The organism is Pseudomonas parakoreensis (assembly GCF_021602155.1).
Classification (GTDB): domain Bacteria; phylum Pseudomonadota; class Gammaproteobacteria; order Pseudomonadales; family Pseudomonadaceae; genus Aquipseudomonas; species Aquipseudomonas parakoreensis.
The window spans coordinates 42,183-68,047 of sequence record NZ_BQHY01000019.1; the positions used below are offsets into that span (position 1 = coordinate 42,183).

Consider the following 25,865-nt stretch of genomic DNA (forward strand, 5'->3'; position numbering starts at 1 on the left):
GAAGGACGACTAACCTGCGGTCGGATCATCATGACACAAGCCTTCGGTCAAACATAACCGAGTCTCGAATGTGGCCTTTATAGTGGCCGACAATTGGGACAATAGTCAGCGGTAGTTGTTCTGAATCTGACGAAGTAGGACAATTGCCGGCTTCACGTCACCATCAGCGACCTTGAATGGCCTTCCTTGCACTCGGTATTAACCACAAGACTGCTTCAGTAGACGTCCGCGAGCGCGTGGCCTTTACCCCTGAGCAGCTGGTTGAGGCCTTGCAGCAGCTCTGCCGACTCACCGACAGCCGCGAAGCTGCGATCCTCTCCACCTGCAATCGCAGTGAGCTTTATATAGAACAGGATCAGATTTCCGCTGATCTGGTTCTGCGCTGGCTGGCGGATTATCACCATTTAAGCCTCGATGAGCTGCGCGCGAGCGCTTATGTGCACGAAGATGATGCGGCAGTTCGTCACATGATGCGCGTCGCCTCCGGGCTCGACTCGCTGGTGCTGGGCGAACCGCAGATTCTCGGCCAGATGAAATCGGCCTACGCCGTGGCGCGTGAGGCGGGCACCATCGGCCCGCTGCTGGGGCGGCTGTTTCAAGCGACGTTCAACGCCGCCAAGCAAGTCCGTACCGACACCGCCATCGGCGAAAACCCGGTGTCCGTGGCGTTTGCCGCCGTCAGCCTGGCCAAACAGATTTTCAGTGATTTGCAGCGCAGCCAGGCCCTGTTGATCGGCGCCGGCGAGACCATCACGCTGGTCGCCCGCCATTTGCACGAGCTGGGGGTCAAGCGCATCGTGGTGGCCAACCGTACGCTGGAACGCGCCAGCCTGCTGGCCGAGCAGTTCGGCGCGCATGCGGTGCTGCTCTCGGACATTCCGGCAGAACTGGTGCGCAGCGATATCGTGATCAGTTCGACCGCCAGCCAGTTGCCGATCCTCGGTAAAGGCGCCGTCGAAAGCGCGCTGAAGCAGCGCAAGCACAAGCCGATCTTCATGGTCGACATCGCCGTACCCCGCGACATCGAGCCGGAAGTCGGCGAACTCGACGACGTTTACCTGTACAGCGTCGACGATCTGCACGAAGTGGTCGCCGAGAACCTCAAGAGTCGGCAGGGCGCAGCCCAGGCGGCGGAAGAGATGGTTTCGGTCGGCGCCGACGATTTCATGGTGCGTCTGCGCGAACTGGCGGCGGTCGATGTGCTCAAGGCTTATCGGCAACAGAGCGAACGCCTGCGCGACGAGGAGCTGCAAAAGGCCCTGCGTCTGCTGGCCAACGGCGGCAACGCCGAAGAGGTGCTCGGGCAACTGGCCCGTGGCCTGACCAATAAACTGCTGCATGCGCCCAGCGTGCAGTTGAAAAAGCTTTCTGCCGAAGGCCGCCTCGATGCGCTGGCCATGGCCCAGGAACTCTTCGCCCTCGAGGGCTCACCGGATAGTTTTTCGGATAAAAAACCGCAATGAAAGCGTCACTGCTCAACAAGCTGGACACCCTCCAGGACCGTTTCGAGGAACTGACCGCGCTGCTCGGCGACGGCGAAGTCATTGCCGACCAGGCCAAATTCCGCGCTTATTCCAAGGAATACGCCGAACTCGAGCCGGTGGTACAAGGCTATAAAAAGCTGCTCGGCGTACAAAGTGATCTTGAAGGCGCCCAGGCGCTGCTCAAGGACAGCGACCCGGACATGCGTGAAATGGCCGTGGAGGAAGTCCGCGAAGCCAAGGAATTGCTGATCAGACTGGAAGATGATCTGCAGCGCATGTTGCTGCCCAAGGATCCCAATGACGGGCGTAACGTCTTTCTCGAAATTCGCGCCGGTACCGGTGGCGACGAAGCGGCGATCTTCTCCGGCGATCTGTTTCGCATGTACTCGCGTTACGCCGAACGGCGTGGCTGGCGCGTGGAGATCCTTTCGGAAAACGAAGGCGAGCACGGTGGCTATAAAGAAGTCATCGCCCGCATTGAAGGCGACAACGTTTACGGCAAGCTGAAATTCGAGTCCGGCGCGCACCGCGTACAGCGTGTACCCGCCACCGAGTCCCAGGGCCGTATCCACACCTCGGCCTGCACCGTGGCGGTGTTGCCCGAGCCGGACGAGCGGGAAGCCATCGAGATCAACCCGGCGGATTTGCGTGTCGACACTTACCGCTCCTCCGGGGCCGGTGGTCAGCACGTCAACACCACCGATTCGGCGATCCGCATCACGCACATACCGACCGGCACCGTCGTCGAGTGCCAGGAAGAACGTTCCCAGCACAAGAACCGCGCGCGGGCGATGGCCTGGCTGTCGGCCAAGCTCAACGACCAGCAGACCGCCGCAGCGGCCAATGCGATTGCCAGCGAGCGTAAATTGCTGGTCGGTTCCGGCGACCGTTCCGAGCGTATTCGTACTTACAACTTTGCTCAGGGCCGGGTCACCGACCATCGCGTCAACCTGACTCTGTACTCCCTGGATGAAATTCTCGCCGGTGGCGTTGAAGCGGTGATCGAGCCTTTGCTGGCCGAATACCAGGCCGACCAGCTTGCAGCGATAGGTGAATAAATGACCATCATTGCCAGTCTGTTGCGTGCCGCCGAACTGCCGGATTCGCCGACGGCGCGTCTGGATGCCGAATTGCTCCTGGCGGCGGCACTGGGCAAGCCGCGCAGCTTCCTCCACACCTGGCCTGAGCGCATCGTGCCCAGCGAAGCGGCGCTGCTCTTCGCCGAGTATCTGCAGCGACGTCGCGGCGGTGAGCCGGTGGCCTATATTCTTGGTCAGCAGGGGTTCTGGAAACTCGATCTGGAAGTTGCACCGCACACGCTGATTCCGCGCCCGGACACCGAATTGCTGGTCGAAGCCGCGCTGGAGTTGCTGGCGGCGACGCCGGCCAAAGTGCTCGATCTGGGCACCGGCAGCGGCGCGATTGCCTTGGCTCTGGCCAGCGAACGCCCGGCGTGGCAAGTCACGGCGGTGGATCGCGTGCTGGAAGCCGTGGCCCTGGCCGAACGCAACCGCCAGCGCTTGAGCCTGAACAACGCCACGGTGCTGAGCAGCCACTGGTTCAGCTCCCTCGAAGGCCAGCGCTTCCATCTGATCATCAGTAACCCGCCCTACATCGCCGCTGCCGACCCGCATCTGGTCGAGGGCGACGTGCGCTTCGAACCGGCCAGTGCGCTGGTGGCCGGTATCGACGGGCTCGATGATCTGCGCCTGATCGTCGCCCAGGCGCCGGATCATCTGGAAGCCGGCGGCTGGCTGATGCTCGAACACGGCTATGATCAAGCCGAGGCCGTGCGTGATCTGTTGCTGACCCGCGGTTTTGAACAAGTCCACAGCCGCACCGATCTGGGCGGCCATCAACGGATCAGCCTGGGGCGCCTGCCGTGCTGAATGATCAGGAATTGCTGCGCTATAGCCGGCAGATTCTGCTGCAACACATCGACATCGATGGGCAACTGAAGCTCAAAGACAGCCGCGTGCTGATCGTCGGCCTTGGCGGTCTCGGTGCGCCGGTCGCGCTGTATCTGGCAGCGGCCGGTGTCGGTGAGTTGCATCTGGCGGATTTCGACACGGTCGACCTGACCAATCTGCAGCGTCAGATCATTCATGACACCGACAGCGTCGGCATGAGCAAGGTCGACTCGGCGCTCAAGCGCCTCGGCGCGATCAACCCCGAGATTCAACTGGTGCCGCACCGTCAGGCGCTGGACGAGGACTCCCTTGCCGCTGCCGTGTCGGCGGTGGATCTGGTGCTCGACTGTTCCGACAATTTCTCCACCCGCGAAGCGGTCAACGCCGCATGCGTGGCCGCGCGCAAGCCGCTGGTCAGCGGCGCGGCGATTCGTCTGGAAGGGCAGTTGGCGGTGTTCGACCCGCGTCGCCCGGAAAGTCCGTGCTACCACTGCCTGTACGGGCATGGCAGCGAAGCCGAATTGACGTGCAGCGAGGCCGGTGTGGTCGGGCCACTGGTGGGCCTGGTCGGCAGTCTTCAGGCGCTCGAAGCCTTGAAAGTGCTGGTCGGTTTCGGCGAACCACTGGTAGGCCGCTTGCTGCTGATCGATGCCTTGGGTTCGCGCTTTCGTGAGCTGCGGGTCAAGCGCGATCCGGGCTGCAGCGTCTGCGGATCGCACGATGCGTGAGGCACCGATCGCGGTGTTCGATTCCGGTGTCGGCGGCTTGTCGGTACTGGCCGAAGTCCAGCGGTTGCTGCCCCATGAGTCACTGCTGTACTTCGCCGATTGCGGGCACATTCCCTACGGCGAGAAATCCCCTGAGTTCATCCGCCAGCGCTGCAAGGTGATGGCCGGTTTTTTCCGCGAGCAGGGCGCCAAGGCCCTGGTGATTGCCTGCAACACCGCGACGGTGGCCGCTGTTGCCGATCTGCGCCGGGATTTCCCCGAGTGGCCGATTGTCGGCATGGAGCCCGCGGTCAAACCTGCTGCTGCCGCGACCCGTAGCGGTGTGGTTGGCGTACTTGCCACCACCGGCACGTTGCAGAGCGCCAAGTTCGCCGCGTTGCTTGATCGTTTCGCTACCGACGTTCGCGTCATCACCCAGCCGTGCCCCGGTCTGGTCGAGCTGATTGAAAGCGGCGATCTGCATAGCGCCGAGCTGCGCGCATTGCTCCAGCACTATGTCGAGCCGCTGCTGGCCAATGGTTGCGACACGATCATTCTCGGTTGCACTCACTATCCGTTTCTCAAGCCGATGCTCAAGACGATGATTCCCGACAGCATCAGCCTGATTGACACCGGTGCCGCCGTCGCCCGCCAGTTGCAGCGGCTGCTGGCCGAGCGCGGGTTGCTCGCCCACGGACCGAACCAGCCAGTCAGATTCTGGACCAGCGCGGATCCGGCGTCCTTTCGCAAAATCCTGCCCCTGTTGGGCCAAGCCACTGGCGACGTCAAAAAATTCACCTTGTAAAAAAAATGTGAAATATCTAAAAAGTCAGCTGAACTTCTGCTCAAGCGCTGATTTCTATACCGCTGGGTTTACTAAAAAACCAAACGATCGTTCCGGAAAAGGAAGTTTCAAAGTGAAGCGACTATTCTGCTTGGCCGCGATTGCGGCTGCACTGATGGGGCAAAGTATTACCGCACAAGCGGCAGGCGTTGAGTTTGCAGTGGGTGCGACCAGCGATTCGACAATGACGTATCGCCTCGGCATGAATTTCGATTGGGACAAGAGCTGGCTGCAAAGTGACGTCGGTCGCCTGACCGGTTACTGGAGCGGTGCCTACACGTATTGGGAGGGTGACAAGACTTCCAGCAACAACAGCCTGTCGTTCTCGCCGGTGTTCGTTTACGAGTTTGCCGGTCAGTCGGTCAAGCCGTATGTTGAAGCGGGCATTGGTGTCGCAGCGTTCTCCAACACCAAATATGAAAGCAACAACATCGGCGGCTCTTTGCAGTTCGAAGACCGCATCGGTTTTGGCCTGCGCTTCAATGGCGGGCATGAAGTCGGGATCCGTGCGACGCACTATTCCAACGCCGGCCTGGCCAGCAGCAACGACGGTGTAGAAAGCTACGCGCTGCATTACACGATGCCGCTGTAAGCAAGATCAAAAGATCGCAGCCTGCGGCAGCTCCTACAGGAAAACCCAATCCCCTGTAGGAGCTGCCGCAGGCTGCGATCTTTTTGCATCTAATCAACGGTAGGCCGTGGCAATGCCTTTGCGTTCTTCAAGGCACTCCGGTGCTCCCATCTCGAACTCGCGACAGATCAGCGGACGTCGTTCGTAGATCGTGCACATCATGCTGTCGCGATCCAGCGCCGCGCACCAGCCGTCGTCCAGACGCAGCATCACTTCACCGCCCCACTCATCGTTATCGATAAAGCGCTCAGGCACGCCGGTGTCGGTGATCAGCATCACTTCAAGCTGGCAGCAGCACGCCGCGCAGGTCGAGCAGGTGACCGCTGGCTCGGTGATTTGCTGGTGGGGAATGGTTTTCATGCCGGGCAGTGTAAGGCAGCCGCCGGTTGTCGTGTGAAAGGTCTGACAGACGCTCAGTGGCTCAAGCGCCGCGCCATGGCATGCAATAACGGAAACAGCAGGGCCCACAGCAGGCCGATGCCGATCAGGGTCGGCACTTCACCGTAGGGGAATCGCACGCCGGCCAGATGTCCGCCGCCGTAATAGGAGACAGCGCCGCCCACTGCACCGAGTGCGCTGGCCAGCCACCAGGGACGGGCGCTCCATTGCAGGCAATGCCGCAACGTGGTGGCGAGCAAGGCCCAGAGCAGCATCAGCCACAGCGGAATCAGCGGCGACAGATCCTGGAATTCGAACACCCCGGCAGCCCGCAACAGGCTGTCTACCGCCGTGCCGACAATCACCACGCTGAGGATCAAGCGACCTTCCGCCGCCCAACTGCTGATCCAGCCCAGGTGAATCACCAACACCGCCAGCGCCAGCAGCAGCCACAGACTGTTGCCACCGATGACACAAGCCAGCCAGCCGACCTGAAACAGTACGGCATTGGCCACTCGCTCAAGCATCGAAGCGCCCGAGCAACGGCGCCGGCATGGCCGCCGGTTTCGCCAGCAGCAATTGCGCCGTGCCGATGGTGCGCTCCAGAAAACCGCCTTCGCAGTAGCACAGGTAAAACTCCCACAGCCGCAGGAAGTAATCGTCGTAACCCAATTCGCTCAAACGGCCATGGGCGCGGCGAAAGTTTTCGTGCCACAGGCGCAGGGTACGGGCGTAGTGCAGGCCGAAGTCTTCCATGTGGAGCAGGTTCATGTCGGTTTCGCGGCTGACCACTTCAAGCATTTTTTGTACGCAGGGCAGGGCGCCGCCGGGGAAGATGTAGCGCTGGATGAAGTCGACGCCGCGCTTGGCCTGCTCGTAGCGCTGCTCGCGGATGGTGATTGCCTGCAACAGCATCAGGCCGTTGCTCTTGAGCAGGTGCGCGCATTGTTTGAAGTAGGTCGGCAGGAAGCGATGGCCAACCGCTTCGATCATTTCGATCGACACCAGTTTGTCGTACTCGCCGGTGAGGTCGCGGTAATCCTTGAGCAGCAGCGTCACCCGATCCTGCAACCCCAGGGCTTCAATGCGCTTGGCGGTAAACGCGTACTGCTCTTTCGACAGGGTCGTGGTGGTGACGCGGCAACCGTAATGCTGCGCAGCATAGAGCGCCATGCTGCCCCAGCCGGTGCCGATCTCCAGCAGGTGGTCTTCGGGTTGGAGCGCGAGCTTCTGGCAGATCCGTTCCAGCTTGTTCAGTTGTGCCTGTTCCAGGTTGTCCTCGGGCGTGAGGAACTGCGCGGCCGAATACATCATGGTCGGGTCGAGAAACTGTTCGAACAGATCGTTGCCCAGGTCATAGTGCGCGGCGATGTTTTTCTGCGAGCCCTTGCGCGTGTTGCGGTTGAGCCAGTGCAGGCCTTGCACCAGTGGCCGGCTGAGGCGGGCCAGACCGCGTTCCATGGCGTCGAGTACGTCGAGGTTGCTGACGAACACGCGCACCACCGCGGTCAGGTCCGGCGAACTCCAGTAACCGTGGATAAACGCTTCACCGGCACCGATCGAGCCGTTGCCGGCGACCATGCCCCACACTGCTGCATCCTGGACATGGATTTCACCGAGCAGGTGGCTGCCCGGCGTACCGAACATCAGGCGTTCGCCGTCCTCGACCACCAGTAATTGCCCGTGTTTGAGTCGGCTCAGTTGCCGCAATACGCCGCGCCGCAGCAGCGAGCCGGTCAAGCCGTTGGTGCTGAAGCGACTGACAGTCAGGCTAGAGGATTTCATGGCGGTGCTCCTTGGGAGGCACAGTGGCGATTTGGAAGCTGCCGTCGGCAGCCTGATGAGCAAAAATCGGCGCGCGTTTGAGCAACAGGCGCAGGGCTTGCCAATAAATGGCCAGACAGGTTTTCGCGGTCATCCACGGAAAACGCCGCAAGTAGCGGTGCAGGCTGCGGCGATCAAGGGGCTCGCGTTGCAAGTTCAGCGTGGCGTCGAACAGCTTGAGGTCGCCCTGCCAGTCGGCCATGTGCACGCCGAGGTTTTGCGCAGCCGGGCTGAAACTCATGCGGTACTCCAGATCGCGCGGCAGGAACGGCGAAACATGAAAGGCCTTGGCCACGGCGAAATGCTGATGAAAGTCTTGCAAGTGGGGCGGCGTGCGGGCGGGCAAAACGTAGTGATAACGTTCGCGCCACGGCGTGTTGGTCACTTCGCAAAGAATCGCCGCCAGTTGCCCGTCGGCTTCGTGACAATAAAAGAAGCTCACCGGATTGAACGCCAGACCCCAACTGCGCGGCTGGGTCAGCAGGCAGACCGAACCTTGCGGCTGATAGCCAATGGCGCCTGCGACCTGCTGGCGTACCGCGTCGATCAGGCGCATGCCGCTGCCGGTAAAGGCTTTCAGGTAATCGGTTTCGCGAAACGAAAACGGCGCAAAACGGCTGCGGCTGGCAAACGGCGACAGTTCGAACACGGCGTCCTGTTCGGCCAGATCGAGGTACAACAGACCGATGCGGTAGCGGAATTCGTGGCGTCTGGGCGCAAAGCGCCGATGACCGATCCAGCCGCTGTACAGGGCGCTGTTCATAAGCTTTCCCCGAACGCGGCGGCCACGCGTAATGCGCTGACCACGCCGTCCTCATGAAAGCCGTTGGCCCAGTAAGCGCCGCAGTAGTGGGTGTGCTGCTGACCGTCGATTTCGGCCCAGCGGTTTTGCGCCGCAACGGCCGCAAGGCTGAATTGCGGGTGGGCGTAGGTGTATTTGGCGAGTACCTTGAACGGGCTGATCCCGGCGCTCTGGTTGAGGCTGACGCAGAACGTGGTGTCACTCTGAATGCCCTGCAGGATGTTCATGTCGTAAGTGACTGCCGCGTGAGTATGGCCGGCGCCGCTCAAGCGATAGTTCCAGCTGGCCCACGCCAGTTTTCGGGTCGGCAGCAGACGGGTATCGGTATGCAATACGACTTCGTTATCGGCATAAGGCAGGGCGCCGAGGATCGAGCGTTCATTATGGTTGGGCGTGCCCAGCAGTTGCAGGGCCTGATCGCTGTGACAGGCGAGCACGACTTTGTCGAAACGCTCGATGCCGGCCGGGCTGTGGATAACCACGCCGTGTTCATCGCGATCGATGCGCGTCACCGGACAACTGAGACGGATCTTGTCCCCGAACGCGGCGGTCAGCGGCGCGACATAAGCACTTGAGCCGCCCTCGATCACCTGCCACTGCGGGCGGTCACTGACTGACAACAGGCCATGGTTCTTGAAGAAACGCACGAAGAATTGCAGCGGAAAATTGAGCATCTCGGCCATCGGCATCGACCAGATCGCCGAGCCCATCGGCACGATGTAGTGCAGGATGAAACGTTCACCGTAACCGCCAGCCTTGAGGTAATCGTCGAGGGTGGTGTCGGCGGCGATCCGCTGTTCGGCGAGGTCGCGCTGGGCTTCTTTATTGAAGCGCAGGATGTCGCGCAACATCCCCCAGAAGCCCGGTGACAGCAGGTTGCTGCGCTGGGCGAACAGGCTGTTGAGGTTATTGCCGTTGTATTCCAGGCCGGTGTCCGGGTCGGTCACCGAGAAGCTCATTTCGGTCGGTTTGAACGACACACCGAGCTGGCCGAGCAAACGAATGAAGTTCGGGTAGGTCCAGTCGTTGAACACGATGAAGCCGGTGTCCACGTGGTATTCGCGGCCGTCGACGGTTACCTGCACGGTATGCGTGTGGCCGCCCACCCAGTCGCTGGCCTCGAACACCGTGATGTCGTGTCGGCGATTGAGCAGGTAGGCGCAGGTCAGGCCGGCGATCCCGCTGCCGACAATGGCAATCTTCATATCGGGTCTCGCAGCGGTGGGTTGCTGCGCACCATGCGCTTGCCGATCGCCAGTTGCAGGCGCGCCGGCAGCTTCGACAGTGGCCACAGCGCCGCCATGAACAGTGCGGGAAAGGCGATCTCCAGCGGACGATCCTTGAGCTTGGCGAAGATGTGCCGCGCGGCTTTATCCACAGGCCAGCTCAACGGCATCGGGAAGTCGTTTTTCGCGGTCAGCGGGGTTTCGACAAAACCCGGGCTGATGATGGTGACTTCGATGCCCTCGACGGCCAGATCGATCCGCAGCGATTCGAACAGATAGCGCAGCCCGGCTTTCGACGCGCCGTAGGCTTCGGCCCGAGGCAGCGGCAGGTAGGTCACGGAGCTGGCCATGCCGACCAGATGCGGCGCGGTACCTTTGCGCAACAACGGCAGGGCGGCTTCGATGCAGTAACTGCTGGCGAGCAGGTTGGTGCGCACCACGTGTTCGATGATCGAGGCATCGAACTGGCGGGCGTCCACGTATTCGCAGGTGCCGGCATTGAGAATCACGCTGTCCAGTGACCCCCAGGCCTGTTCGATCTGCTGACCGATTTCGCGCACGGTCTGACTGTTGGTCAGATCGCCCGCCACCACCAGCACTTGCCCCGGATAGCGTTGCGACAACACTTTAAGTGGTGCCACTTGCCGCGAGCTGACGGCCAGATGCGCGCCGCTTTTCAGAATCTCTTCAGCCAGTGCTGCGCCGATGCCACTGCTGGCACCGGTCAGCCAATACCGCCGCGGAGGTGTACGACTCATCCCATTCTCCTTTTCAACCAGGCGATCGCCCGGCCCAATACGGGTAAATGTTCATACAGCATGGCCCCGGCATCGAAATAATCCCGGTGGCGATAAACCTTGTCTCGCCAGAGCAGGTGCGAACACCCGGCGACGCGAATCAAACGGCCGCCGGCCAGACGCGGGTGGCGGTAACTCATGACCCAGCGCAAGTAGCCTTCGCCGTCAGCGATCTGGTCGAAGCCGTGGAAATCGAAGCGCAGCTCGCTGACGTTGGCATACAACTCGCTGAAGTAATGGCGCAGTTGTTTCAAACCCTGCACTTCATGCAGCGGGTCGGTGAAGTGAATGTCATCGCTGTACAGCTCGCCCAGGCGTTGCAAGTTGTCTTTGTTCAACCCGGCAAACTGGTGGGCGAAGCGGCGCAGGAATTCACTCATGGACCTCTCCTGTAGACGAGCGCGACGGCAGGTTCTTGAAAGCCGCCAGCGCGCGTTCGCGCGAAGCCCCGAGATTGACGATCGGCGCCGGATAGTTGGCGACGCCGAACAGTCCGCCGGCGCTGGCCGGGTCATGTACTTCTTTCTTGTTCAGGCCAGCCAGCTCAGGCAGCCAGTGCTTGATGAACAAGCCTTCGCTGTCGAATTTTTCCGATTGGCTGATCGGGTTGAAAATACGGAAGTACGGTGCCGAATCAGTACCGGTCGAAGCGCTCCATTGCCAGCCGCCGTTGTTCGCTGCCAGGTCGCCGTCGATCAGGTGACGCATGAAAAAACGCTCGCCTTCACGCCAGTCGATCAACAGGTTTTTGGTCAGGAACATCGCCACCACCATCCGCAGACGGTTGTGCATCCAGCCGGTTTCCAGCAATTGGCGCATGGCCGCATCAATGATCGGCAAACCGGTGCGCGCTTCTTGCCACGCGGCCAGATCGTCCGGCGCATCACGCCAGGCCAGGGCCTCGGTTTCCGTGCGAAACGCGCGGTGACGCGATACCCGTGGGTAGCCGACCAGAATGTGCTTGTAGAACTCACGCCACAGCAGCTCGTTGATCCACGTCACCGCGCCGACCTTGCCGCTGTCGAACTCGCCCTGATTGCTTTGCAGGGCCGCATGCAGGCATTGGCGCGGCGAAATCACCCCGGCGGCCAGATAGGCCGAGAGTTGACTGGTGCCGGGTTTGGCCGGGAAGTCGCGTTCGCTCTGGTAGTAGTCGATCTGCGCGTCGGCGAAGGTGTCGAGACGGCGCCGGGCTTCCTGCTCGCCTGCCGGCCACAGGGCGCGCAATGACTCGCTCGGTGCTGCAAAACCTTTGATTGAGGCCGGCACCGGATCGCTGTCGACATTCAGCTTCGCTTGCTTGCCGGGGGCTTTTACCAACGCTGGCACCGAACGATGCAGGCGCTCATAGCAAACCTTGCGAAACTGGCTGAACACCTGAAAGTAAGTTTCGGTTTTGGTCAGTACCGTGCCGGGTCTGAACAGCAGTTGATCGAGGTAGCTGTGAAACGCGATGCCTCTGGTTCTCAGGGTCGCGGCGACTGCGGCGTCGCGCTGGCTTTCGTGGACGCCGTATTCTTCATTGGCGTGCACGGTTTCCACGTTCAGTTGCCGGCAAAGCTCAAGCAACACCGCCGGTGCCTGATCCCAATGGTCGGCAGTGCGCAGCAGCAACGGGATATTCAGCGCACCAAGGCTGGCACTCAATTCACGCAGGTTGCGCAGCCAGAAGTCGATCTTGCACGCCGCGTCGTCATGTTCCAGCCACTGCTGCGGGCTCAACAGATACACGGCAACCGTCGGGCCGCGCGCAGCGGCAGCCGCGAGGGCGGTGTTGTCATGTTGGCGCAAGTCGCTGCGCAGCCAGATCAATTGCATCGCGGTTTCCATTAAATCAGCCCACGCTGAACGAGTACCTGATGGGCCGAGAGCGAATCTTCGGCCAGGATCAAATCAGCGATCTCAAGGGGTCTTACGGACAACTCGGTCTGGTGGATGCATACCGTTGGTCCGACGAGCATTTTTGCCGCGCTGATGCCGTTCAGCAGTTTCGGCAGCTGCGCCAGGTTCATTGCCTTGCTGGAATACAGCAGCACTCCTCGCGCTTGCAGATGATCGACCGCCAGCGCCAGTTCTCCGGCCGGAAGAGGCCAGTCGAACACTTGTACCGGGCAGTCGGCACTGCTGATCAGCCACGCGCAGAGCCACAGGTGTGGTTCCAGCGCGAGGTCCGAGTGATTGATCAGCAGCAGCGGTGCAGCGTGCAATTGCCGATTGTTATGGTAGATGCGCGCGCCGAATTTGCTGCGCAACCACGAATAAAAGAACACACGCTCCATCTGCGCACCGAACTGTCCTTGCCAGCGCTGTTCGAGTTCGGCCAGCAGCGGCAGGAGTAATTGCTCGCACAGCGTGCGTGGCGGGTACAGGGCCATGGCCTGGTTGATGCTGTCGTCGAGATTGCGCTCATTGAGCTGGATGACGGCGCCGAGCAAGGACTGACGCTGTCGTTGCCAGTCATTCTCCACCGTCTCGGTGAAGGCTTGCGGCGCGTCGAGCAACGGTTTGACCTGACTGACCGCCACGCCTCGGTTGAGCCAGGTCAGAATGGTCAGGATCCGTTGCACATGTTCGCTGGAGTACAGACGATGGCCCTTGGGCGTGCGCTGCGGCACGATCAACCCGTAACGGCGCTCCCAGGCGCGCAGGGTAATGGCGTTGACGCCGGTCTGCCGCGCCACTTCGCGGATGGGCAGCCAGCCCTCGTCGAGGGCTTTCTTGAAGTCCGCGCCGAGGTCTTCCCGGGCGCTGCTGTCGAGTGTGTCGTTCATCAAATGGCGTTTCGCAGGCTGAGGTTTTCCGGATGCGGCTGCAGGTACACCTGTTGCGCGATGTACGGATCCGGGTGTTGGCGAAAATGATGTTTGAGCAAGGTCAGCGGCACCACCAGCGGCACGATGCCGTGACGGTATTGGCCGATGACATGTTGCATTTCCTGTTTGTCTTCAGGGCTGATCGCCTGTTTCAGGTAGCCGCTGATGTGCTGCAGGACGTTACTGTGGGTGCGGCGGGTGGCGCATTTCTTCAACGCGCTCATCAGCTCGCTGAAATAGCGCGGGCCGAGTTCGACCGGATCGGTCTGGGCCATGTTGCCCAGCAATTTGCCCAAGGCTTTGTATTGCTCAGGGTTGTGCGCCATCAACAGGTATTTGTAGCGCGAGTGGAATTCGGTCAGTGCGCGGCGGCTCAAGCCTTGTTTGAGCACTTGTTGCCAGGCGCTGTAGGCGAGTACGCGGGTGATAAAGTTCTCCCGCAACACCGGATCGTTCAGACGTCCGGCTTCTTCCACTGGCAGATCCGGGTGCTGTGCGCAGAACGCCTGGGCATAGATGCCACGGCCGCCGCCATTCACCGGCGCGCCGTTGGCGTGATAGACCTTGACCCGCTCCAGACCGCATGAAGGCGACTGTTGCATGAAGATGTAGCCGCAAATGTCATTGAGCTCGCCGGCCATTTTCTGCCCGTAGGCCGCCAGCGGTTCGGTGACATTGATCTGCGGGTTGACGGTGCCGACCGCTTCAGGAGCGTCCGGATCCCCGACCAGCCGGATCGGCTCGCGAGGAATGCCCAGGCCAATCGCGACTTCAGGACAAACCGGGACGAATTCGAAATGCTCGGCGAGGGTGCGGCTGCACAGCCGCGATTCCTTGTGCCCGCCGTTGTAGCGCACTTCGGCGCCCATCAGGCAGGCGCTGATGGCGATTTTGGGCCGCAAAGCAGAAAGATCGGACATGCACACCTCGAATCTATTCCTGTACAGGTATTTATTTCTGTACAACTTTTCCTCAGCATAGATTCATGCGTGTACAAGTCAACTCATTTGTATAAGTTTTTCCAGGTTTAACGCTCTCAACTGTGGGAGCGAGCTTGCTCGCGAAGGCGTCGGATCACGGGGAGTGGTTACTTCCAGCCCTGGAGCCATTCAGTCGAAATTTTCAGGCGCTGCCAATCAAGCCTTTCGCTGCGCTGCGTCAGGACTGCCTGCAACTCGATCTCCAGCACCGTACCTTCCTCATCACGGAACAGCTCGGTGACCAGAAAATGCTTTTCACGGTTTTGCGGGTGGGCTGCTGTCCACTTCGAGAGCAGCAGCTTTTGCGGATTGATGCGGTTCATTGCAAGTGTTCATGCAAACGGCGCGCAGCTTCCTGGCCGCTGAGCCAGGCCCCCTCGACGCGCCCCGACAGACACCAGTCGCCGCAGGCATACAGGCCCAGATCGGCGTCGGCCAGCGTGCCCCATTCGTGGCCGGTCGCAGGGCGCGCATAGAGCCAGCGGTGGGCGAGGCTGAAGGTCGGCGCGGGCATGGCGCTGTGCAGCAGTTCGGCGAAGGCACCGTGCAGTTGCTCGATCACCGCTTCCTTGGGCAGGTCGATGTGTTGCCGGCTCCAGGCGCTGCTGGCGTGCAGTACCCAAGTGTCGCACGTCGTGTCACGTCCCGGTTTGCTGCGGTTGCGTGCCAGCCAGTCGAGCGGACTGTCCTGCACAAAGCAACCTTCGATCGGTGTGTCCAGTGGCGTATCGAAGGCGAGGGCGACGGCCCAGGTCGGGTCCATTTTCACCCCGGCGGCCGCGCCGGCGAGTTTCGGTGCAGCGGCCAGCAATGCGGTGGCTTGCGGCGCCGGGGTGGCGATCACCACATGGCTGAAGGGACCATGGGTAAAGCCTTCGGCGTCCTGCAAATGCCAATGTTCTTCGCCGCGAAACACCTCGGTGATGCGGCAGGCAAAGTGCACTTCCAGGCCATTGAGCAAGCCGCGGGTGATGGCGCTCATGCGCGGCGTGCCGACCCAACGGGTCTGCTCGTCCGGCGACAGATTCAATTGCCCGCCCTGACAGGTGTAGAGCTGCGGTTGCCATTCGGCGACCCAGCCCTGGCTTTGCCAGCGCTGCACCTCGGTGACGAAGCGTCGGTCGCGGGCGGTGAAATATTGCGCGCCCATGTCCAGAGAGCCGGCGTCGCTGCGTTTGCTCGACATGCGCCCGCCGCTGCCGCGGCTTTTGTCGAAGAGCTGGACGGTGTGTCCGGCCTCTGTCAGCGCTTGCGCGGCGGAGAGTCCGGCGATGCCGGTGCCGATGATTGCGATAGGTACAGTCATAGGGGCCTCGTTTACCTTTCTGTACAGACTACGCCGTCAATGAAACCTGTACAATTTTGTTTTTTGGTATAACTTCTAGCGTTCTCGTTCTGACAGCTTGGCCTATGGTTAAACAATAGAGCCTGCCCGATAGAAAAGATCCCTGCTTATAAAAATAGACTAGTGATCAGGGTAAAACGCCACGCGAGGAAGATGTCATGCGCATATTGCTGACCGGCGGTACTGGTTTGATCGGACGTCAGCTCTGTCAGTATTGGTCCAGGCAAGGCCATCAACTGACGGTGTGGAGTCGGCGTCCGGAGAAAGTCGCGCAGATCTGCGGTGCGCAGGTGCGTGGTATTGCTCGTCTCGAAGACTTCGGCAACGAGCCACTGGACGCAATCGTCAATCTGGCTGGAGCACCGATCGCGGATCGGCCATGGACCCATCGGCGCAAAGCGTTGTTGTGGAGCAGCCGCATCACCCTGACCGAAACCCTGCTGGCGTGGCTGGAAGCGCGACAACAGAAACCGGCGTTGTTGATTTCCGGTTCTGCAGTCGGTTGGTACGGTGACGGCGGTGAGCGCGAGCTGACCGAGGATTCACCGCCGGTGATCGACGATTTTGCCAGCCAGTTGTGCATTGCCTGGGAGGAAACCGCGCAGCGTGCCGAAGCGTTGGGCGTGCGCGTGGTGCTGGTACGAACCGGGCTGGTGCTATCAGCCGAGGGCGGCTTTTTGTCGCGGCTGTTGCTGCCGTTCAAGCTTGGGCTGGGCGGGCCTTTGGGCAATGGTCGGCAGTGGATGCCATGGATTCATATTGATGATCAAATCGCCCTGATTGATTTTCTTCTGCACCGCGATCAGGCGAGCGGTCCCTATAATGCCTGCGCGCCGAAACCGGTGCGCAATCGCGAGTTTGCCAAGACGCTGGGCAGCGTGCTGCACCGTCCGGCGTTCATGCCGATGCCGGCCCTGGCGCTGAAGGTCGGGCTTGGCGAAATGTCTTTGCTGTTGCTGGGTGGCCAACGCGCCATGCCGGCACGCTTGCTGGAAGCGGGTTTCACTTTCCAGTTCACGGATTTGCGCGCGGCTCTGGATGATCTCTCCGGCCGCCTTTGAAATAGGACGATGCATGACCGATCACGCCTTGCTTCTGGTCAACCTGGGCTCCCCGGCCTCGACTTCGGTGGCCGATGTACGCAGCTACCTCAATCAGTTTCTGATGGACCCGTACGTGATCGACCTGCCGTGGCCGGTGCGGCGGCTGTTGGTGTCGCTGATTCTGATTAAACGCCCCGAACAATCGGCCCATGCCTACGCGTCGATCTGGTGGGAGGAGGGTTCGCCGCTGGTGGTGCTGAGCCGTCGTCTGCAACAGCAGGTGACCACCCAGTGGACCCATGGCCCGGTGGAACTGGCCATGCGTTACGGCGAGCCGTCGATTGAAACGAAATTGCTGCAACTGGTCGCCGCCGGGCACAAGCGCATTACCCTGGCGCCGCTTTATCCACAGTTCGCCGACAGCACCACCACTACGGTAATCGAAGAAGCCAAGCGGGTGATTCGCGAGAACCGACTCGACGTGAACCTGTCGGTGCTGCAACCGTTTTACGATCAGCCGGAATACCTCGATGCACTGGTCGCCAGCGCCCAACCGCACTTGCAGCAGGATTACGATCACTTGCTGCTGAGTTTTCATGGCCTGCCGGAGCGGCACCTGACCAAGCTCGATCCAACGGGCTATCACTGCTTAAAAAACGAAGACTGCTGCAAGAATGCCTCGCCGGCCGTGCTGGCCACCTGTTACCGCGCTCAGTGCCTGCGCACTGCCTCCGAGTTCGCCAGGCGCGCGGGCATTGCCGATGGCAAATGGTCGGTGTCGTTTCAGTCGCGTCTGGGGCGGGCGAAGTGGATCGAACCCTACACCGAAGCGCGGCTGGACGAGCTGGCGAAAAGCGGCGTGAAAAAGATTCTGGTGATGTGCCCGGCGTTTGTCGCCGATTGCATCGAGACGCTGGAAGAGATCGGGGATCGCGGCCAGGAACAGTTCCGCGAGGCGGGGGGCGAGGAGCTGGTGCTGGTGCCGTGCCTGAATGACGACCCGCAATGGGCGAAGGCGTTGGCAACCCTGTGCGAGAGAGCGCCGTTGGCCCTCTGAAAGCATCGCGAGCAGGCTCGCTCCCACAGGGGATCTTCAGCGCACCGAAGATCAATGTGGGAGCGAGCCTGCTCGCGAAAGCTATCTGTCAGACAATAAAGATCTAAAGCCTTAGATCAGCGGCTCATCCGCCTTCTTGTGCTTCCAGCTGTCATTGCCCGGCAGGATCAGGTTCAGCGCAATCGCCACCACCGCGCACAACGCGATGCCTTTGAGGCCGAAGTCGTCCGGGCCGGTGCCAGTGCCGACCAGCACACCGCCGATGCCGAACACCAGAGTCACCGAGACGATCACCAGATTGCGCGCTTCGCCCAGATCGATCTTGTGGCGGATCAGGGTGTTCATCCCCACCGCGGCAATCGAGCCGAACAGCAGGCACAGAATCCCGCCCATCACCGGCACCGGAATGCTTTGCAGCAGCGCGCCGAACTTGCCGATGAACGCCAGGGTGATGGCGAAGATCGCCGCCCAGGTCATGATTTTCGGGTTGTAGTTCTTGGTCAGCATCACCGCGCCGGTCACTTCGGCATAGGTGGTGTTCGGTGGGCCGCCAAACAGGCCGGCGGCCGTGGTAGCGATGCCGTCACCCAGCAAGGTGCGATGCAGGCCCGGCTTCTTCAGGTAGTCACGACCGGTCACGCTGCCCACGGCAATGACGCCGCCGATGTGCTCGATGGCCGGCGCCAGCGCCACCGGAACGATGAACAGGATCGCCTGCCAGTTGAACTCGGGTGCCGTGAAGTGCGGCAGGGCGAACCATGGCGCGGCAGCAATCTTCGCGGTATCGACCACGCCGAAATAGAACGACATGGCAAAACCGACCAGCACCCCGGAAATGATCGGCACCAGGCGGAAAATGCCTTTGCCGAACACCGCCACGATCAACGTGGTCAGCAGCGCCGGCATCGAGATCATCATCGCGGTCTGGTAATGGATCAGCTCGGAACCATCACCCGCCTTGCCCATTGCCATGTTCGCGGCAATCGGCGCCATCGCCAGGCCGATGGAGATGATCACCGGACCGATCACCACCGGTGGCAGCAGACGGTCAATGAAGCCGGTGCCTTTGATCTTCACGGCAAGGCCGAGGAAGGTATAGACGAAACCGGCCGCCATCACGCCGCCCATGGTCGCGGCGAGGCCGAACTGGCCCTTGGCGAGAATGATCGGGGTGATGAAGGCAAAGCTCGACGCGAGGAACACCGGCACCTGACGCCCGGTGACGATCTGGAACAGGATCGTCCCTAAACCCGCGGTAAACAGTGCCACGTTCGGGTCAAGGCCCGTGATCAGCGGCATCAGCACCAGGGCGCCGAAAGCCACGAACAGCATCTGGGCACCGGACAGCACCGTGCGCCAGAGCGGATCGTTGAACTCTTGCTGCATGTTTACGCGTCCTTCTGCTTGGTGCCGAAGATCTTGTCACCGGCGTCGCCAAGCCCAGGGATGATGTAACCGTGCTCGTTCAAACGCTCATCGATGGACGCGGTGTAGATGGTCACGTCCGGGTGAGCCTTTTCTACGGCAGCAATGCCTTCGGGCGCTGCGACCAGCACCATCGCGCGGATGTCCTTGCAGCCGGCTTTCTTCAACAGGTCGATGGTCGCGACCATGGAGCTGCCGGTAGCGAGCATCGGGTCGATGATCATCGCCAACCGTTCGTCGATTTCCGGAACCAGTTTTTCCAGGTAGGTGTGCGCTTGCAGGGTTTCTTCGTTGCGGGCGACGCCCACTGCGGAAACCTTGGCGCCCGGGATCAGACTCAGCACGCCTTCGAGCATGCCGATGCCGGCGCGCAGGATCGGCACGACGGTGATCTTCTTGCCGGCGATTTTCTCCACCGACACGGTGCCGCACCAACCTGGAATATCGTAGGTTTCCAGGGGCAGGTCTTTGGTAGCTTCATAGGTCAACAGGGCGCCGACTTCCTGAGCAAGCTCACGGAAATTCTTGGTGCTGATGTCAGCGCGGCGCATCAGGCCGAGTTTATGGCGGATCAGCGGATGGCGGATCTCGAGGATGGGCATGGAAAAACTCCGGCGGCGGGCAAAAAAACCGGCCTAGATTAATCTATCCGAGGGTGATGTCCTATAGGACATTGAGTACGTTAGTCCATTAACGCTTGATTCGACCTCGCGGGATGCGTACCTTTGCCCGCTTTTCCAATTCCGCCACCCCTGGAGAGCGCCATGTCCGCTGATCTCGAGCATATCCGTCAAATCATGCGAGAGGCTGACTGCCTGTACACCGAAGCTGAAGTCGAGGCCGCCATCGCCCGCGTCGGTGCACACATCAACGAACAACTGGCCGACAGCAACCCGGTGGTGTTCTGCGTGATGAACGGCGGCCTGATCTTCTCCGGCAAACTGCTGACTCACCTGCAATTCCCGCTGGAAGCCTCCTACCTGCACGCGACCCGTTATCGTAACGAAACCAGCGGCGGCGACCTGTTCTGGAAAGCCAAGCCGGAAGTCTCGTTCATCGACCGCGACGTGCTGATCATTGACGACATCCTCGACGAGGGTCACACCCTGGGCGCGATCATCGACTTCTGCAAACACGCCGGCGCGCGCAAAGTGCACACCGCCGTGCTGATCGACAAGGACCACGACCGCAAGGCGCGTCCTGACCTGAAGGCCGACTTCGTCGGCCTGCCATGCGTTGACCGCTACATCTTCGGTTACGGCATGGACTACAAAGGCTACTGGCGTAACGCCAACGGGATCTTTGCCGTTAAAGGCATGTAAGCAAGATCAAAAGATCGCAGCCTTCGGCAGCTCCTACAGGGGATTGATGTACACCCTGTAGGAGCTGCCGAAGGCTGCGATCTTTTGCTTTTAATCCCATGCTAGAGTGCTCGGCCCCGCCCCCGGAGCCCGTCATGAGCCTTCTGATCCGCAGCTTTGCCGCCTTCTTGCTGACCCTCAGCCTGCCCCTGGCCGCCGCCCCGGCGCCGATGCACAGTCAGTTTCTACCGCCAGACGACTTGACCCTGCGTGATGCCGAACCCGAGCAGCAACAACTGCTGCAGGTCACCGATTATTCGGTGGTGGTCGGTGCGCAACGCCAGTCCAATCAGCAGCCGATTCCGGTGACCTCACCGTTGATGATCCGCCTCAAGGGCAAGTCGCTGAACAAGGGCGCAACCATCACCCAGGTGCTGGTCAATTTCGACGGCGAAAGCAAAAGCCTGAAAAAACCGGTTTATGACGACACGCGCAAAACCCTGACCCTGTTCTACCCGCTGGCCCAGTACCGGGTGGTGATCGACCTGCTGCGCAACGACACCGTGTATGTACAGTTCCTCAGTTACGCCAACGGCCACATCTGGGCCGATCTGCACACCGGAGCCGTTCGTGCGCGTTGAGCCTTGAGGCTGGGCAGGGGTAAACTGCCCGCCCCGTGTAATGTCTGCGAGCTGGAGTCGGCAATGCGTAAAGATAAGAAACAGGTGATTGGTGACGAGATCGGCGATGAGCAGATCAAGCTGTTCCTCGATTTTGAACCGGTCGACGCCACTTCGCCGTCGCTGCACAAACTGATCAAGGCTTATCGTGGTTTGCGCATCGACGATTTCGAGCGCTTTCTGACTTTCTTCGTGGCTGCCGGTTACGACGTGGATGGCAAGGATGAGCAGGGCCAGACGTTTGTTGATCTGATCAAGGATCAGCGTAACGCGGCCGAGTACATTGAGCTGATCGACAAGGCGCGCGGTTAAGATCAAAAGACAAGATCAAAAGATCGCAGCCTGCGGCAGCTCCTACACTGGATTTGTGTTTACCCTGTAGGAGCTGCCGCAGGCTGCGATCTTTTGCTTTTCAGGGCCATAAAAAACGCCCCGCACTCACTGAGTACGGGGCGTTTTTCATACCGCAAGATCAAGCGAAGCTTGGGGTCTCGCTGCTTTCTTCAACCAGTTCCAGGGCGATGTTGTTCTGCGTGTTGATCTTGCGATACAGCGCAGCATCGGTTACCAGAACCTTTTCACGGGCCGGGAAGATCTCCGCCAGTTTGGCTGCCCACTCACCCTTGGCCTTGGCCGGGAAGCATTTCTCGATCAGTTCCAGCATGATCGAAACGGTCACCGAAGCGCCTGGAGAAGCGCCGAGCAGGGCGGCGAGGGAGCCGTCTTTCGCTGCGACCAGCTCGGTACCGAATTGCAGGATGCCGCCCTTTTTCGGGTCTTTCTTGATGATCTGCACCCGTTGGCCGGCCACTTCCAGGCGCCAGTCTTCGGCTTTCGCTTCCGGGTAGAAGCGGCGCAGGGAGTCCAGACGCTGCTCCATCGATTGCATCACTTCGCTGACCAGATATTTGGTCAGGTCCATGTTGTTCTTCGCCACCGCCAGCATCGGCCCGATGTTGCCGGCGCGAACCGACAGCGGCAGGTCCATGAAGGAGCCGTGCTTGAGGAACTTGGTGGTGAAGCCGGCGTAAGGCCCGAACAGCAGGGATTTCTTGCCGTCGACCACGCGGGTGTCCAGGTGCGGCACGGACATGGGTGGCGAACCCACCGCGGCCTGGCTGTAAACCTTGGCCTGGTGGTGCTTGACCACTTCCGGGTTATCGCAACGCAGCCACTGGCCACTGATCGGGAAGCCGCCGAAACCTTTGCTTTCCTCGATGCCCGAAGCCTGCAGCAGCGGCAGGGCCGCGCCACCGGCGCCGAGGAAGACGAATTTGGCATCGACTTCACGGCTGTTGCCGCTGTTGACGTCCTTGATGCTGACGGTCCAGCCGGCGCCGTTACGTTTGAGGCCGGTCACGCGCTTGCAGTATTTGACCTGGGTGTCCGGTGCGCTGGTCAGGTGCTTGAGCAACTGATTGGTCAGGGCGCCGAAGTTGACGTCGGTGCCGTTCATCACGCGGGTCGCAGCCAGGACTTCGTCCGGCGAACGGCCCGGCATCATCAGCGGCATCCACTCGGCCATCTTGGCCTTGTCTTCGGTGTATTCCATGTCGGCGAAGGCGTGGTGCTTGTGCAGCACGTTGAAGCGTTCCTTGAGGAACGACACGCCTTTGTCGCCCTGGACGAAGCTCAGGTGCGGCACCGGGCTGATGAAGGACTTGCACGAGCCGAAGGTGCCTTTTTTGGTCAGGTACGACCAGAACTGCTTGGACACTTCGAACTGGGTATTGATGTGCACGGCTTTCTTGATGTCGACGCTGCCGTCGGCGGCCTGCGGCGTGTAGTTCAGCTCGCACAGGCCGGCGTGGCCGGTACCGGCGTTGTTCCACGGGTTGGAACTCTCCGCGGCCCCGGAATCCATCAACTCGACGACTTCCAGCTTGATCGTCGGGTCGAGTTCTTTGAGCAGTACTGCCAGGGTGGCACTCATGATGCCGGCCCCAACCAGAACTACGTCGACTGCTTCGTTATGCGCCATTTAACGCGTCTCCAAAATCTGCAGCACCAAATTGTCGGCATGGCTGCCAGGGAGTGGCGGGGCAGGTCAGTTGCGCCCCGGATAACCCATGGTCAGGTTCGTCATGTCCGAATCTTCGCAATTTTTCGCAACTTCGACGGATGCATGCGGCCTGGCTTCAAGAGTTGCATGAACTCATTTCAGCACGCGGCTGGCAATTCGACTTATGGTCGAGACATCCGTTTTGTGCAACCAAATCCGTAGCGGACAGGCTTCAGGCTCCGATGTTCGAGGTATCCCCGGTCCTGTGTCGTTGGGCTGTTACAGACGCTAATGGTGCATGTTCAGACGCAAAACTATTCATTTGCTCGCCACACTCTTGTGAAGTTGTGAAAACCCGTTTTTTTCACGCTCTTTTGAAGACGTGAACCTCAAAAAAGGGCTGTCCAGGCCTGGCACCGTGCCCGCAAAGGCAAAACAACGCGGTGGCCGAGCGTATGACAGCTCTGCAGATTCGCGAAAAGCGGGGTTTTGCCGGAAGAACAGGCAAGCGCGCCAACTTCACTCGATCTGTGTGGGCGGCTCTCTGTGGGCGATTTTGATGGCGAATGCAGGGCATTGCCGGTGTTGCGGGGCCCGATCAGGAGACGTCCTTATAATCGGGGGGAGATTGTATCGAAGAAATGCGGGCAGTTGGTCGAGTTTAATGACTTTTATTAGGCATCCGGTCAGATGCTCAACATCGCCTGGGCACGTGCGCGAGGTTGTTGCTCGATGACCCGGGCGCTGGCGGGCAGCGGCTGGTGCAACCAGTTGAGGCGGATTTCTTCGATTTCCACCCAGCCGTCACCCATTGGCTTGAGGCTGCACTGTTTGAAGGCCTGGCAGTGACCGTTGCGATCCAGCAGGGCGAAGCTGCGGTGCAGCGGACGTGGCGCGAACAACGAGATCAGATAACGCATGGCAAGTACCTTGTTGGGGACTGGTTTGAAGCTTGCCAGGCGGCCGTGACGCCAAGGTGTATGGGCGGTGAATAATCTGTGACAGGAACCGCATTCTCTCGGCTGGGTCAGACATTTGAGTATTCACTGTCGAGTGCTGGTTACCCGCAGTGGCCCACCGCTATACTGCCGGCCTGTTTGTGCCTGATTCTGGAGAAAAGAGCATGTTGCAACGCCTGTTGTTCGGTTTGATCACTGTGACCAGTTTGACCCTGGTTGGCTGCGCCCACAGCCCGCAACAACTGAGCCCGGAACCGAAGCTGACCACGCAGTTGGCCCCGGTCGGCCATGGCCAGCAAGTGGTGGTGCGCGTGGTTGACGGTCGTCCGTCGCCAACCCTCGGCACCCGTGGCGGCCTGTACCCGGAAACCAGCGCCATCACTGTACAACGCGAGCAGATCCTGCCGAAGTTGCAGGCCCAGGCTGAAGCCGCCGTGCGGCTGCTCGGCTTCACCCCGACCAGCAACGCGATGAATGCGCCGCAACTGACCGTGACCCTGACCGAGCTCAAGTACCAGTCGCCGAAAGAAGGCATGTACGTGACCGAGGCCACCATCGGCGCGACCTTCCGTTCCGACGTGCAGAGCGGCAACCGTCGTTACAGCGGCCGCTACGGCGCTTCGCTGGACCAGCGTTTCGGTATGGCGCCGAACCAGGAAACCAACACCAAGCTGGTCAGCGACGTGTTGAGCGACGCCTTGACTCGCCTGTTCAAGGACCCGACCGTGGGTCAGATCCTAGCCGAGTAAACTGTTCGGCTGATGTGAAAAAGCCCGGGCCAGTGATGGCGCCGGGCTTTTTCATGCCTGCAGAACGACGCTAATCCCCTGTAGGAGCTGCCGCAGGCTGCGATCTTTTGACTTTGATTTTTAAAACAACATCAAAAGATCGCAGCCTGCGGCAGCTCCTGCAGAGGACGATGTGGGTCAGGCGGCCTGGGAGTAGAAGTCGAGCACGCTCACGCCCGTCAGCAGATCAGTCTCCGGCAAATCCGCATGTTGATGCCCGCCGAGGGCGCAATACACCAGCCAGTGGCGATCCTGAACATTGAAGGCGAGACTGCCGACGAGGCTTTGTTGTTCGTCGGACGGGGTGATGAGGTACAGGCGATCCTGGTTTTCGGCGTGAAGCATGTCGCGTTCCATGTGTGTTTCGAGGCGCGCATGGTGGCCGATGTAAATGACGATGCCGTGACACAGGACAGCCATCGGTCGATTGTCAGGTTATTTGTCGCAAAGGGTAGGGCGGTGGCGGAGTGTTTCGGTAGAATCCGCGCCGCGGTCGTCGATCGGGCGCCTGCCACACTGATTCAGATCCGAGGTCTGTGATGTCGCTGCACTTGATGACGCTGTTTACCGCCCATCCCGCCAAATTGATCAACCTGCTGGCGCTGGCGCTGGCTTTCCCGGGCAGTTGGCTGCTGCATGCGACCCGCCGTCGTGAACAACGCGCCATGGCCAGCATCGCCGCTCAGCGCCAGGCCCAACCGAACGCCGAACCGATTCTGGATTGGGCGACCTTGCGCATGAACCGCTTTTTCTACCGCTTCGGTTTTGCCTGCCTCGGCCTGGCCCTGATCGTCTCCTGGATCAGCACGCGCTTCTGAAGTGAATGCAAAACCTTGTGGCGAGGGGATTTATCCCCGATGGCCTGCGCA

30 protein-coding genes are annotated in these 25,865 nt (G+C 60.6%); 13 read left to right on the forward strand and 17 right to left on the reverse strand.

Going from position 1 to position 25,865, the window contains the following annotated elements; genetic code table 11:
- The first annotated feature begins 176 nt into the window (after nucleotides 1-176).
- From hemA to L6D63_RS23950, 6 genes are all read left to right on the forward strand, one after another.
- Nucleotides 177-1,463, forward strand: coding sequence for a glutamyl-tRNA reductase (gene hemA, locus L6D63_RS23925; protein WP_041072472.1), 1,287 nt, complete (start codon nucleotides 177-179; stop codon nucleotides 1,461-1,463).
- On the forward strand, nucleotides 1,460-2,542 hold the full coding sequence (prfA, locus tag L6D63_RS23930) for a peptide chain release factor 1 (RefSeq protein WP_027612234.1): 1,083 nt from the start codon (nucleotides 1,460-1,462) through the stop codon (nucleotides 2,540-2,542). The genes hemA and prfA overlap by 4 nt, the downstream gene beginning before the upstream one ends.
- Nucleotides 2,543-3,373: a peptide chain release factor N(5)-glutamine methyltransferase gene (gene prmC / locus L6D63_RS23935; RefSeq protein ID WP_131671049.1), complete on the forward strand. Its 831-nt coding sequence runs from the start codon at nucleotides 2,543-2,545 to the stop codon at nucleotides 3,371-3,373.
- Nucleotides 3,367-4,122, forward strand: a complete 756-nt coding sequence (locus L6D63_RS23940) for a molybdopterin-synthase adenylyltransferase MoeB (protein WP_086791597.1) — start codon at nucleotides 3,367-3,369, stop codon at nucleotides 4,120-4,122. The genes prmC and L6D63_RS23940 overlap by 7 nt, the downstream gene beginning before the upstream one ends.
- On the forward strand, nucleotides 4,115-4,906 hold the full coding sequence (gene murI / locus L6D63_RS23945) for a glutamate racemase (RefSeq protein ID WP_095668331.1): 792 nt from the start codon (nucleotides 4,115-4,117) through the stop codon (nucleotides 4,904-4,906). The genes L6D63_RS23940 and murI overlap by 8 nt, the downstream gene beginning before the upstream one ends.
- A gap of 112 nt (nucleotides 4,907-5,018) precedes the next feature.
- Nucleotides 5,019-5,537 (forward strand): acyloxyacyl hydrolase, encoded by a 519-nt coding sequence (locus L6D63_RS23950; protein ID WP_047296500.1) that lies wholly within the window; start codon nucleotides 5,019-5,021, stop codon nucleotides 5,535-5,537.
- Between the two features lie 93 nt (nucleotides 5,538-5,630).
- Here L6D63_RS23950 and L6D63_RS23955 read toward each other — a convergent pair whose 3' ends face one another.
- From L6D63_RS23955 to L6D63_RS24010, 12 genes are all read right to left on the reverse strand, one after another.
- Nucleotides 5,631-5,936 carry a YkgJ family cysteine cluster protein gene (locus L6D63_RS23955; RefSeq protein WP_047296498.1) on the reverse strand — a complete coding sequence of 102 codons (306 nt, stop codon included), beginning with the start codon at nucleotides 5,934-5,936 and terminating at the stop codon, nucleotides 5,631-5,633.
- Between the two features lie 53 nt (nucleotides 5,937-5,989).
- Nucleotides 5,990-6,481: a DUF2878 domain-containing protein gene (locus tag L6D63_RS23960; RefSeq protein ID WP_086791601.1), complete on the reverse strand. Its 492-nt coding sequence runs from the start codon at nucleotides 6,479-6,481 to the stop codon at nucleotides 5,990-5,992.
- Entirely contained in the window at nucleotides 6,474-7,739 is a 1,266-nt protein-coding gene (locus L6D63_RS23965; RefSeq protein WP_131671050.1) for an SAM-dependent methyltransferase, read from the reverse strand. Before L6D63_RS23965 ends, L6D63_RS23960 begins: the two co-directional genes overlap by 8 nt.
- Nucleotides 7,726-8,541, reverse strand: a complete 816-nt coding sequence (locus tag L6D63_RS23970; protein ID WP_131671051.1) for a DUF1365 domain-containing protein — start codon at nucleotides 8,539-8,541, stop codon at nucleotides 7,726-7,728. Before L6D63_RS23970 ends, L6D63_RS23965 begins: the two co-directional genes overlap by 14 nt.
- Nucleotides 8,538-9,785: an NAD(P)/FAD-dependent oxidoreductase gene (locus L6D63_RS23975; protein WP_121187161.1), complete on the reverse strand. Its 1,248-nt coding sequence runs from the start codon at nucleotides 9,783-9,785 to the stop codon at nucleotides 8,538-8,540. The genes L6D63_RS23970 and L6D63_RS23975 overlap by 4 nt, the downstream gene beginning before the upstream one ends.
- Nucleotides 9,782-10,564, reverse strand: a complete 783-nt coding sequence (locus tag L6D63_RS23980; RefSeq protein WP_047296488.1) for an SDR family NAD(P)-dependent oxidoreductase — start codon at nucleotides 10,562-10,564, stop codon at nucleotides 9,782-9,784. The genes L6D63_RS23975 and L6D63_RS23980 overlap by 4 nt, the downstream gene beginning before the upstream one ends.
- Nucleotides 10,561-10,983: a nuclear transport factor 2 family protein gene (locus L6D63_RS23985; protein ID WP_047296486.1), complete on the reverse strand. Its 423-nt coding sequence runs from the start codon at nucleotides 10,981-10,983 to the stop codon at nucleotides 10,561-10,563. Before L6D63_RS23985 ends, L6D63_RS23980 begins: the two co-directional genes overlap by 4 nt.
- A complete protein-coding gene (phrB, locus tag L6D63_RS23990) occupies nucleotides 10,976-12,421 on the reverse strand; it encodes a deoxyribodipyrimidine photo-lyase (protein WP_131671052.1) in 1,446 nt (481 codons plus the stop codon). The genes L6D63_RS23985 and phrB overlap by 8 nt, the downstream gene beginning before the upstream one ends.
- Before the next feature lie 11 nt (nucleotides 12,422-12,432).
- A complete protein-coding gene (locus L6D63_RS23995; RefSeq protein WP_047296481.1) occupies nucleotides 12,433-13,374 on the reverse strand; it encodes a MerR family transcriptional regulator in 942 nt (313 codons plus the stop codon).
- The gene (locus L6D63_RS24000; protein ID WP_041072444.1) at nucleotides 13,374-14,336 is read right to left on the reverse strand and encodes a YbgA family protein; all 963 of its coding nucleotides are present in this window, start codon (nucleotides 14,334-14,336) and stop codon (nucleotides 13,374-13,376) included. The genes L6D63_RS23995 and L6D63_RS24000 overlap by 1 nt, the downstream gene beginning before the upstream one ends.
- Nucleotides 14,337-14,503: 167 nt before the next feature.
- Nucleotides 14,504-14,719, reverse strand: coding sequence for a TIGR02450 family Trp-rich protein (locus L6D63_RS24005; protein WP_047296480.1), 216 nt, complete (start codon nucleotides 14,717-14,719; stop codon nucleotides 14,504-14,506).
- Entirely contained in the window at nucleotides 14,716-15,702 is a 987-nt protein-coding gene (locus L6D63_RS24010) for an NAD(P)/FAD-dependent oxidoreductase (RefSeq protein ID WP_047296478.1), read from the reverse strand. The genes L6D63_RS24005 and L6D63_RS24010 overlap by 4 nt, the downstream gene beginning before the upstream one ends.
- Nucleotides 15,703-15,899: 197 nt before the next feature.
- Here L6D63_RS24010 and L6D63_RS24015 point away from each other — a divergent pair, with 197 nt between their 5' ends.
- Both L6D63_RS24015 and hemH read left to right on the forward strand, forming a co-directional pair.
- Nucleotides 15,900-16,802: a TIGR01777 family oxidoreductase gene (locus L6D63_RS24015; protein WP_121187157.1), complete on the forward strand. Its 903-nt coding sequence runs from the start codon at nucleotides 15,900-15,902 to the stop codon at nucleotides 16,800-16,802.
- A 13-nt stretch (nucleotides 16,803-16,815) separates the two neighbouring features.
- Nucleotides 16,816-17,841 (forward strand): ferrochelatase, encoded by a 1,026-nt coding sequence (hemH, locus tag L6D63_RS24020; RefSeq protein WP_131671053.1) that lies wholly within the window; start codon nucleotides 16,816-16,818, stop codon nucleotides 17,839-17,841.
- Nucleotides 17,842-17,952: 111 nt separating this feature from the next.
- Here hemH and L6D63_RS24025 read toward each other — a convergent pair whose 3' ends face one another.
- Together L6D63_RS24025 and upp are read right to left on the reverse strand one after the other, a co-directional pair.
- Complete coding sequence (locus L6D63_RS24025) at nucleotides 17,953-19,227, reverse strand: uracil-xanthine permease family protein (protein ID WP_007951684.1); 1,275 nt, start codon at nucleotides 19,225-19,227, stop codon at nucleotides 17,953-17,955.
- 2 nt (nucleotides 19,228-19,229) lie between these two features.
- Nucleotides 19,230-19,868: a uracil phosphoribosyltransferase gene (gene upp / locus L6D63_RS24030; RefSeq protein ID WP_041072432.1), complete on the reverse strand. Its 639-nt coding sequence runs from the start codon at nucleotides 19,866-19,868 to the stop codon at nucleotides 19,230-19,232.
- A 162-nt stretch (nucleotides 19,869-20,030) separates the two neighbouring features.
- On the opposite strand from upp, the gene L6D63_RS24035 reads away from it, so the two are divergent.
- The 3 genes from L6D63_RS24035 to L6D63_RS24045 all read left to right on the forward strand — a co-directional run bounded on the left by L6D63_RS24035 (nucleotide 20,031) and on the right by L6D63_RS24045 (nucleotide 21,559).
- Complete coding sequence (locus L6D63_RS24035) at nucleotides 20,031-20,588, forward strand: hypoxanthine-guanine phosphoribosyltransferase (protein WP_041072430.1); 558 nt, start codon at nucleotides 20,031-20,033, stop codon at nucleotides 20,586-20,588.
- A 134-nt stretch (nucleotides 20,589-20,722) separates the two neighbouring features.
- Entirely contained in the window at nucleotides 20,723-21,208 is a 486-nt protein-coding gene (locus tag L6D63_RS24040) for a hypothetical protein (protein ID WP_131671054.1), read from the forward strand.
- 63 nt (nucleotides 21,209-21,271) lie between these two features.
- Nucleotides 21,272-21,559 (forward strand): PA4642 family protein, encoded by a 288-nt coding sequence (locus L6D63_RS24045; RefSeq protein ID WP_041072426.1) that lies wholly within the window; start codon nucleotides 21,272-21,274, stop codon nucleotides 21,557-21,559.
- 160 nt (nucleotides 21,560-21,719) lie between these two features.
- Here the strand turns inward: L6D63_RS24045 and mqo are convergent, their stop codons facing one another.
- Nucleotides 21,720-23,228, reverse strand: coding sequence for a malate dehydrogenase (quinone) (gene mqo, locus L6D63_RS24050; protein WP_131671055.1), 1,509 nt, complete (start codon nucleotides 23,226-23,228; stop codon nucleotides 21,720-21,722).
- A 707-nt stretch (nucleotides 23,229-23,935) separates the two neighbouring features.
- On the reverse strand, nucleotides 23,936-24,169 hold the full coding sequence (locus L6D63_RS24055) for a hypothetical protein (protein WP_041072422.1): 234 nt from the start codon (nucleotides 24,167-24,169) through the stop codon (nucleotides 23,936-23,938).
- A gap of 203 nt (nucleotides 24,170-24,372) precedes the next feature.
- Here L6D63_RS24055 and L6D63_RS24060 point away from each other — a divergent pair, with 203 nt between their 5' ends.
- Nucleotides 24,373-24,957: a YajG family lipoprotein gene (locus L6D63_RS24060; RefSeq protein ID WP_025109324.1), complete on the forward strand. Its 585-nt coding sequence runs from the start codon at nucleotides 24,373-24,375 to the stop codon at nucleotides 24,955-24,957.
- Nucleotides 24,958-25,134: 177 nt separating this feature from the next.
- Here L6D63_RS24060 and L6D63_RS24065 read toward each other — a convergent pair whose 3' ends face one another.
- The gene (locus L6D63_RS24065) at nucleotides 25,135-25,341 is read right to left on the reverse strand and encodes a hypothetical protein (protein ID WP_047296561.1); all 207 of its coding nucleotides are present in this window, start codon (nucleotides 25,339-25,341) and stop codon (nucleotides 25,135-25,137) included.
- A 194-nt stretch (nucleotides 25,342-25,535) separates the two neighbouring features.
- Between L6D63_RS24065 and L6D63_RS24070 the strand changes: the two genes are divergently transcribed.
- A complete protein-coding gene (locus tag L6D63_RS24070; RefSeq protein ID WP_007967709.1) occupies nucleotides 25,536-25,814 on the forward strand; it encodes a hypothetical protein in 279 nt (92 codons plus the stop codon).
- Nucleotides 25,815-25,865 lie beyond the last annotated feature (51 nt).

Bases quoted from the DNA above. Each gene is read 5' to 3' on its own strand.
- L6D63_RS23980 (WP_047296488.1), bottom strand. From the start codon at position 10,564: ATGAGTCGTACACCTCCGCGGCGGTATTGGCTGACCGGTGCCAGCAGT.
- L6D63_RS23965 (WP_131671050.1), bottom strand. From the start codon at position 7,739: ATGAAATCCTCTAGCCTGACTGTCAGTCGCTTCAGCACCAACGGCTTG.
- L6D63_RS24060 (WP_025109324.1), top strand. From the start codon at position 24,373: ATGTTGCAACGCCTGTTGTTCGGTTTGATCACTGTGACCAGTTTGACC.
- hemH (WP_131671053.1), top strand. From the start codon at position 16,816: ATGACCGATCACGCCTTGCTTCTGGTCAACCTGGGCTCCCCGGCCTCG.
- L6D63_RS24065 (WP_047296561.1), bottom strand. From the start codon at position 25,341: ATGCTTCACGCCGAAAACCAGGATCGCCTGTACCTCATCACCCCGTCC.
- L6D63_RS24025 (WP_007951684.1), bottom strand. From the start codon at position 19,227: ATGCAGCAAGAGTTCAACGATCCGCTCTGGCGCACGGTGCTGTCCGGT.
- L6D63_RS24055 (WP_041072422.1), bottom strand. From the start codon at position 24,169: ATGCGTTATCTGATCTCGTTGTTCGCGCCACGTCCGCTGCACCGCAGC.
- L6D63_RS23995 (WP_047296481.1), bottom strand. From the start codon at position 13,374: ATGAACGACACACTCGACAGCAGCGCCCGGGAAGACCTCGGCGCGGAC.
- murI (WP_095668331.1), top strand. From the start codon at position 4,115: ATGCGTGAGGCACCGATCGCGGTGTTCGATTCCGGTGTCGGCGGCTTG.
- L6D63_RS23975 (WP_121187161.1), bottom strand. From the start codon at position 9,785: ATGAAGATTGCCATTGTCGGCAGCGGGATCGCCGGCCTGACCTGCGCC.
- L6D63_RS24000 (WP_041072444.1), bottom strand. From the start codon at position 14,336: ATGTCCGATCTTTCTGCTTTGCGGCCCAAAATCGCCATCAGCGCCTGC.
- L6D63_RS24035 (WP_041072430.1), top strand. From the start codon at position 20,031: ATGTCCGCTGATCTCGAGCATATCCGTCAAATCATGCGAGAGGCTGAC.
- L6D63_RS23960 (WP_086791601.1), bottom strand. From the start codon at position 6,481: ATGCTTGAGCGAGTGGCCAATGCCGTACTGTTTCAGGTCGGCTGGCTG.
- prfA (WP_027612234.1), top strand. From the start codon at position 1,460: ATGAAAGCGTCACTGCTCAACAAGCTGGACACCCTCCAGGACCGTTTC.
- upp (WP_041072432.1), bottom strand. From the start codon at position 19,868: ATGCCCATCCTCGAGATCCGCCATCCGCTGATCCGCCATAAACTCGGC.
- L6D63_RS24005 (WP_047296480.1), bottom strand. From the start codon at position 14,719: ATGAACCGCATCAATCCGCAAAAGCTGCTGCTCTCGAAGTGGACAGCA.
- L6D63_RS24040 (WP_131671054.1), top strand. From the start codon at position 20,723: ATGAGCCTTCTGATCCGCAGCTTTGCCGCCTTCTTGCTGACCCTCAGC.
- prmC (WP_131671049.1), top strand. From the start codon at position 2,543: ATGACCATCATTGCCAGTCTGTTGCGTGCCGCCGAACTGCCGGATTCG.
- mqo (WP_131671055.1), bottom strand. From the start codon at position 23,228: ATGGCGCATAACGAAGCAGTCGACGTAGTTCTGGTTGGGGCCGGCATC.
- L6D63_RS24010 (WP_047296478.1), bottom strand. From the start codon at position 15,702: ATGACTGTACCTATCGCAATCATCGGCACCGGCATCGCCGGACTCTCC.
- hemA (WP_041072472.1), top strand. From the start codon at position 177: ATGGCCTTCCTTGCACTCGGTATTAACCACAAGACTGCTTCAGTAGAC.
- L6D63_RS23955 (WP_047296498.1), bottom strand. From the start codon at position 5,936: ATGAAAACCATTCCCCACCAGCAAATCACCGAGCCAGCGGTCACCTGC.
- L6D63_RS24015 (WP_121187157.1), top strand. From the start codon at position 15,900: ATGCGCATATTGCTGACCGGCGGTACTGGTTTGATCGGACGTCAGCTC.
- L6D63_RS23985 (WP_047296486.1), bottom strand. From the start codon at position 10,983: ATGAGTGAATTCCTGCGCCGCTTCGCCCACCAGTTTGCCGGGTTGAAC.
- L6D63_RS24070 (WP_007967709.1), top strand. From the start codon at position 25,536: ATGTCGCTGCACTTGATGACGCTGTTTACCGCCCATCCCGCCAAATTG.
- L6D63_RS24045 (WP_041072426.1), top strand. From the start codon at position 21,272: ATGCGTAAAGATAAGAAACAGGTGATTGGTGACGAGATCGGCGATGAG.
- phrB (WP_131671052.1), bottom strand. From the start codon at position 12,421: ATGCAATTGATCTGGCTGCGCAGCGACTTGCGCCAACATGACAACACC.
- L6D63_RS23970 (WP_131671051.1), bottom strand. From the start codon at position 8,541: ATGAACAGCGCCCTGTACAGCGGCTGGATCGGTCATCGGCGCTTTGCG.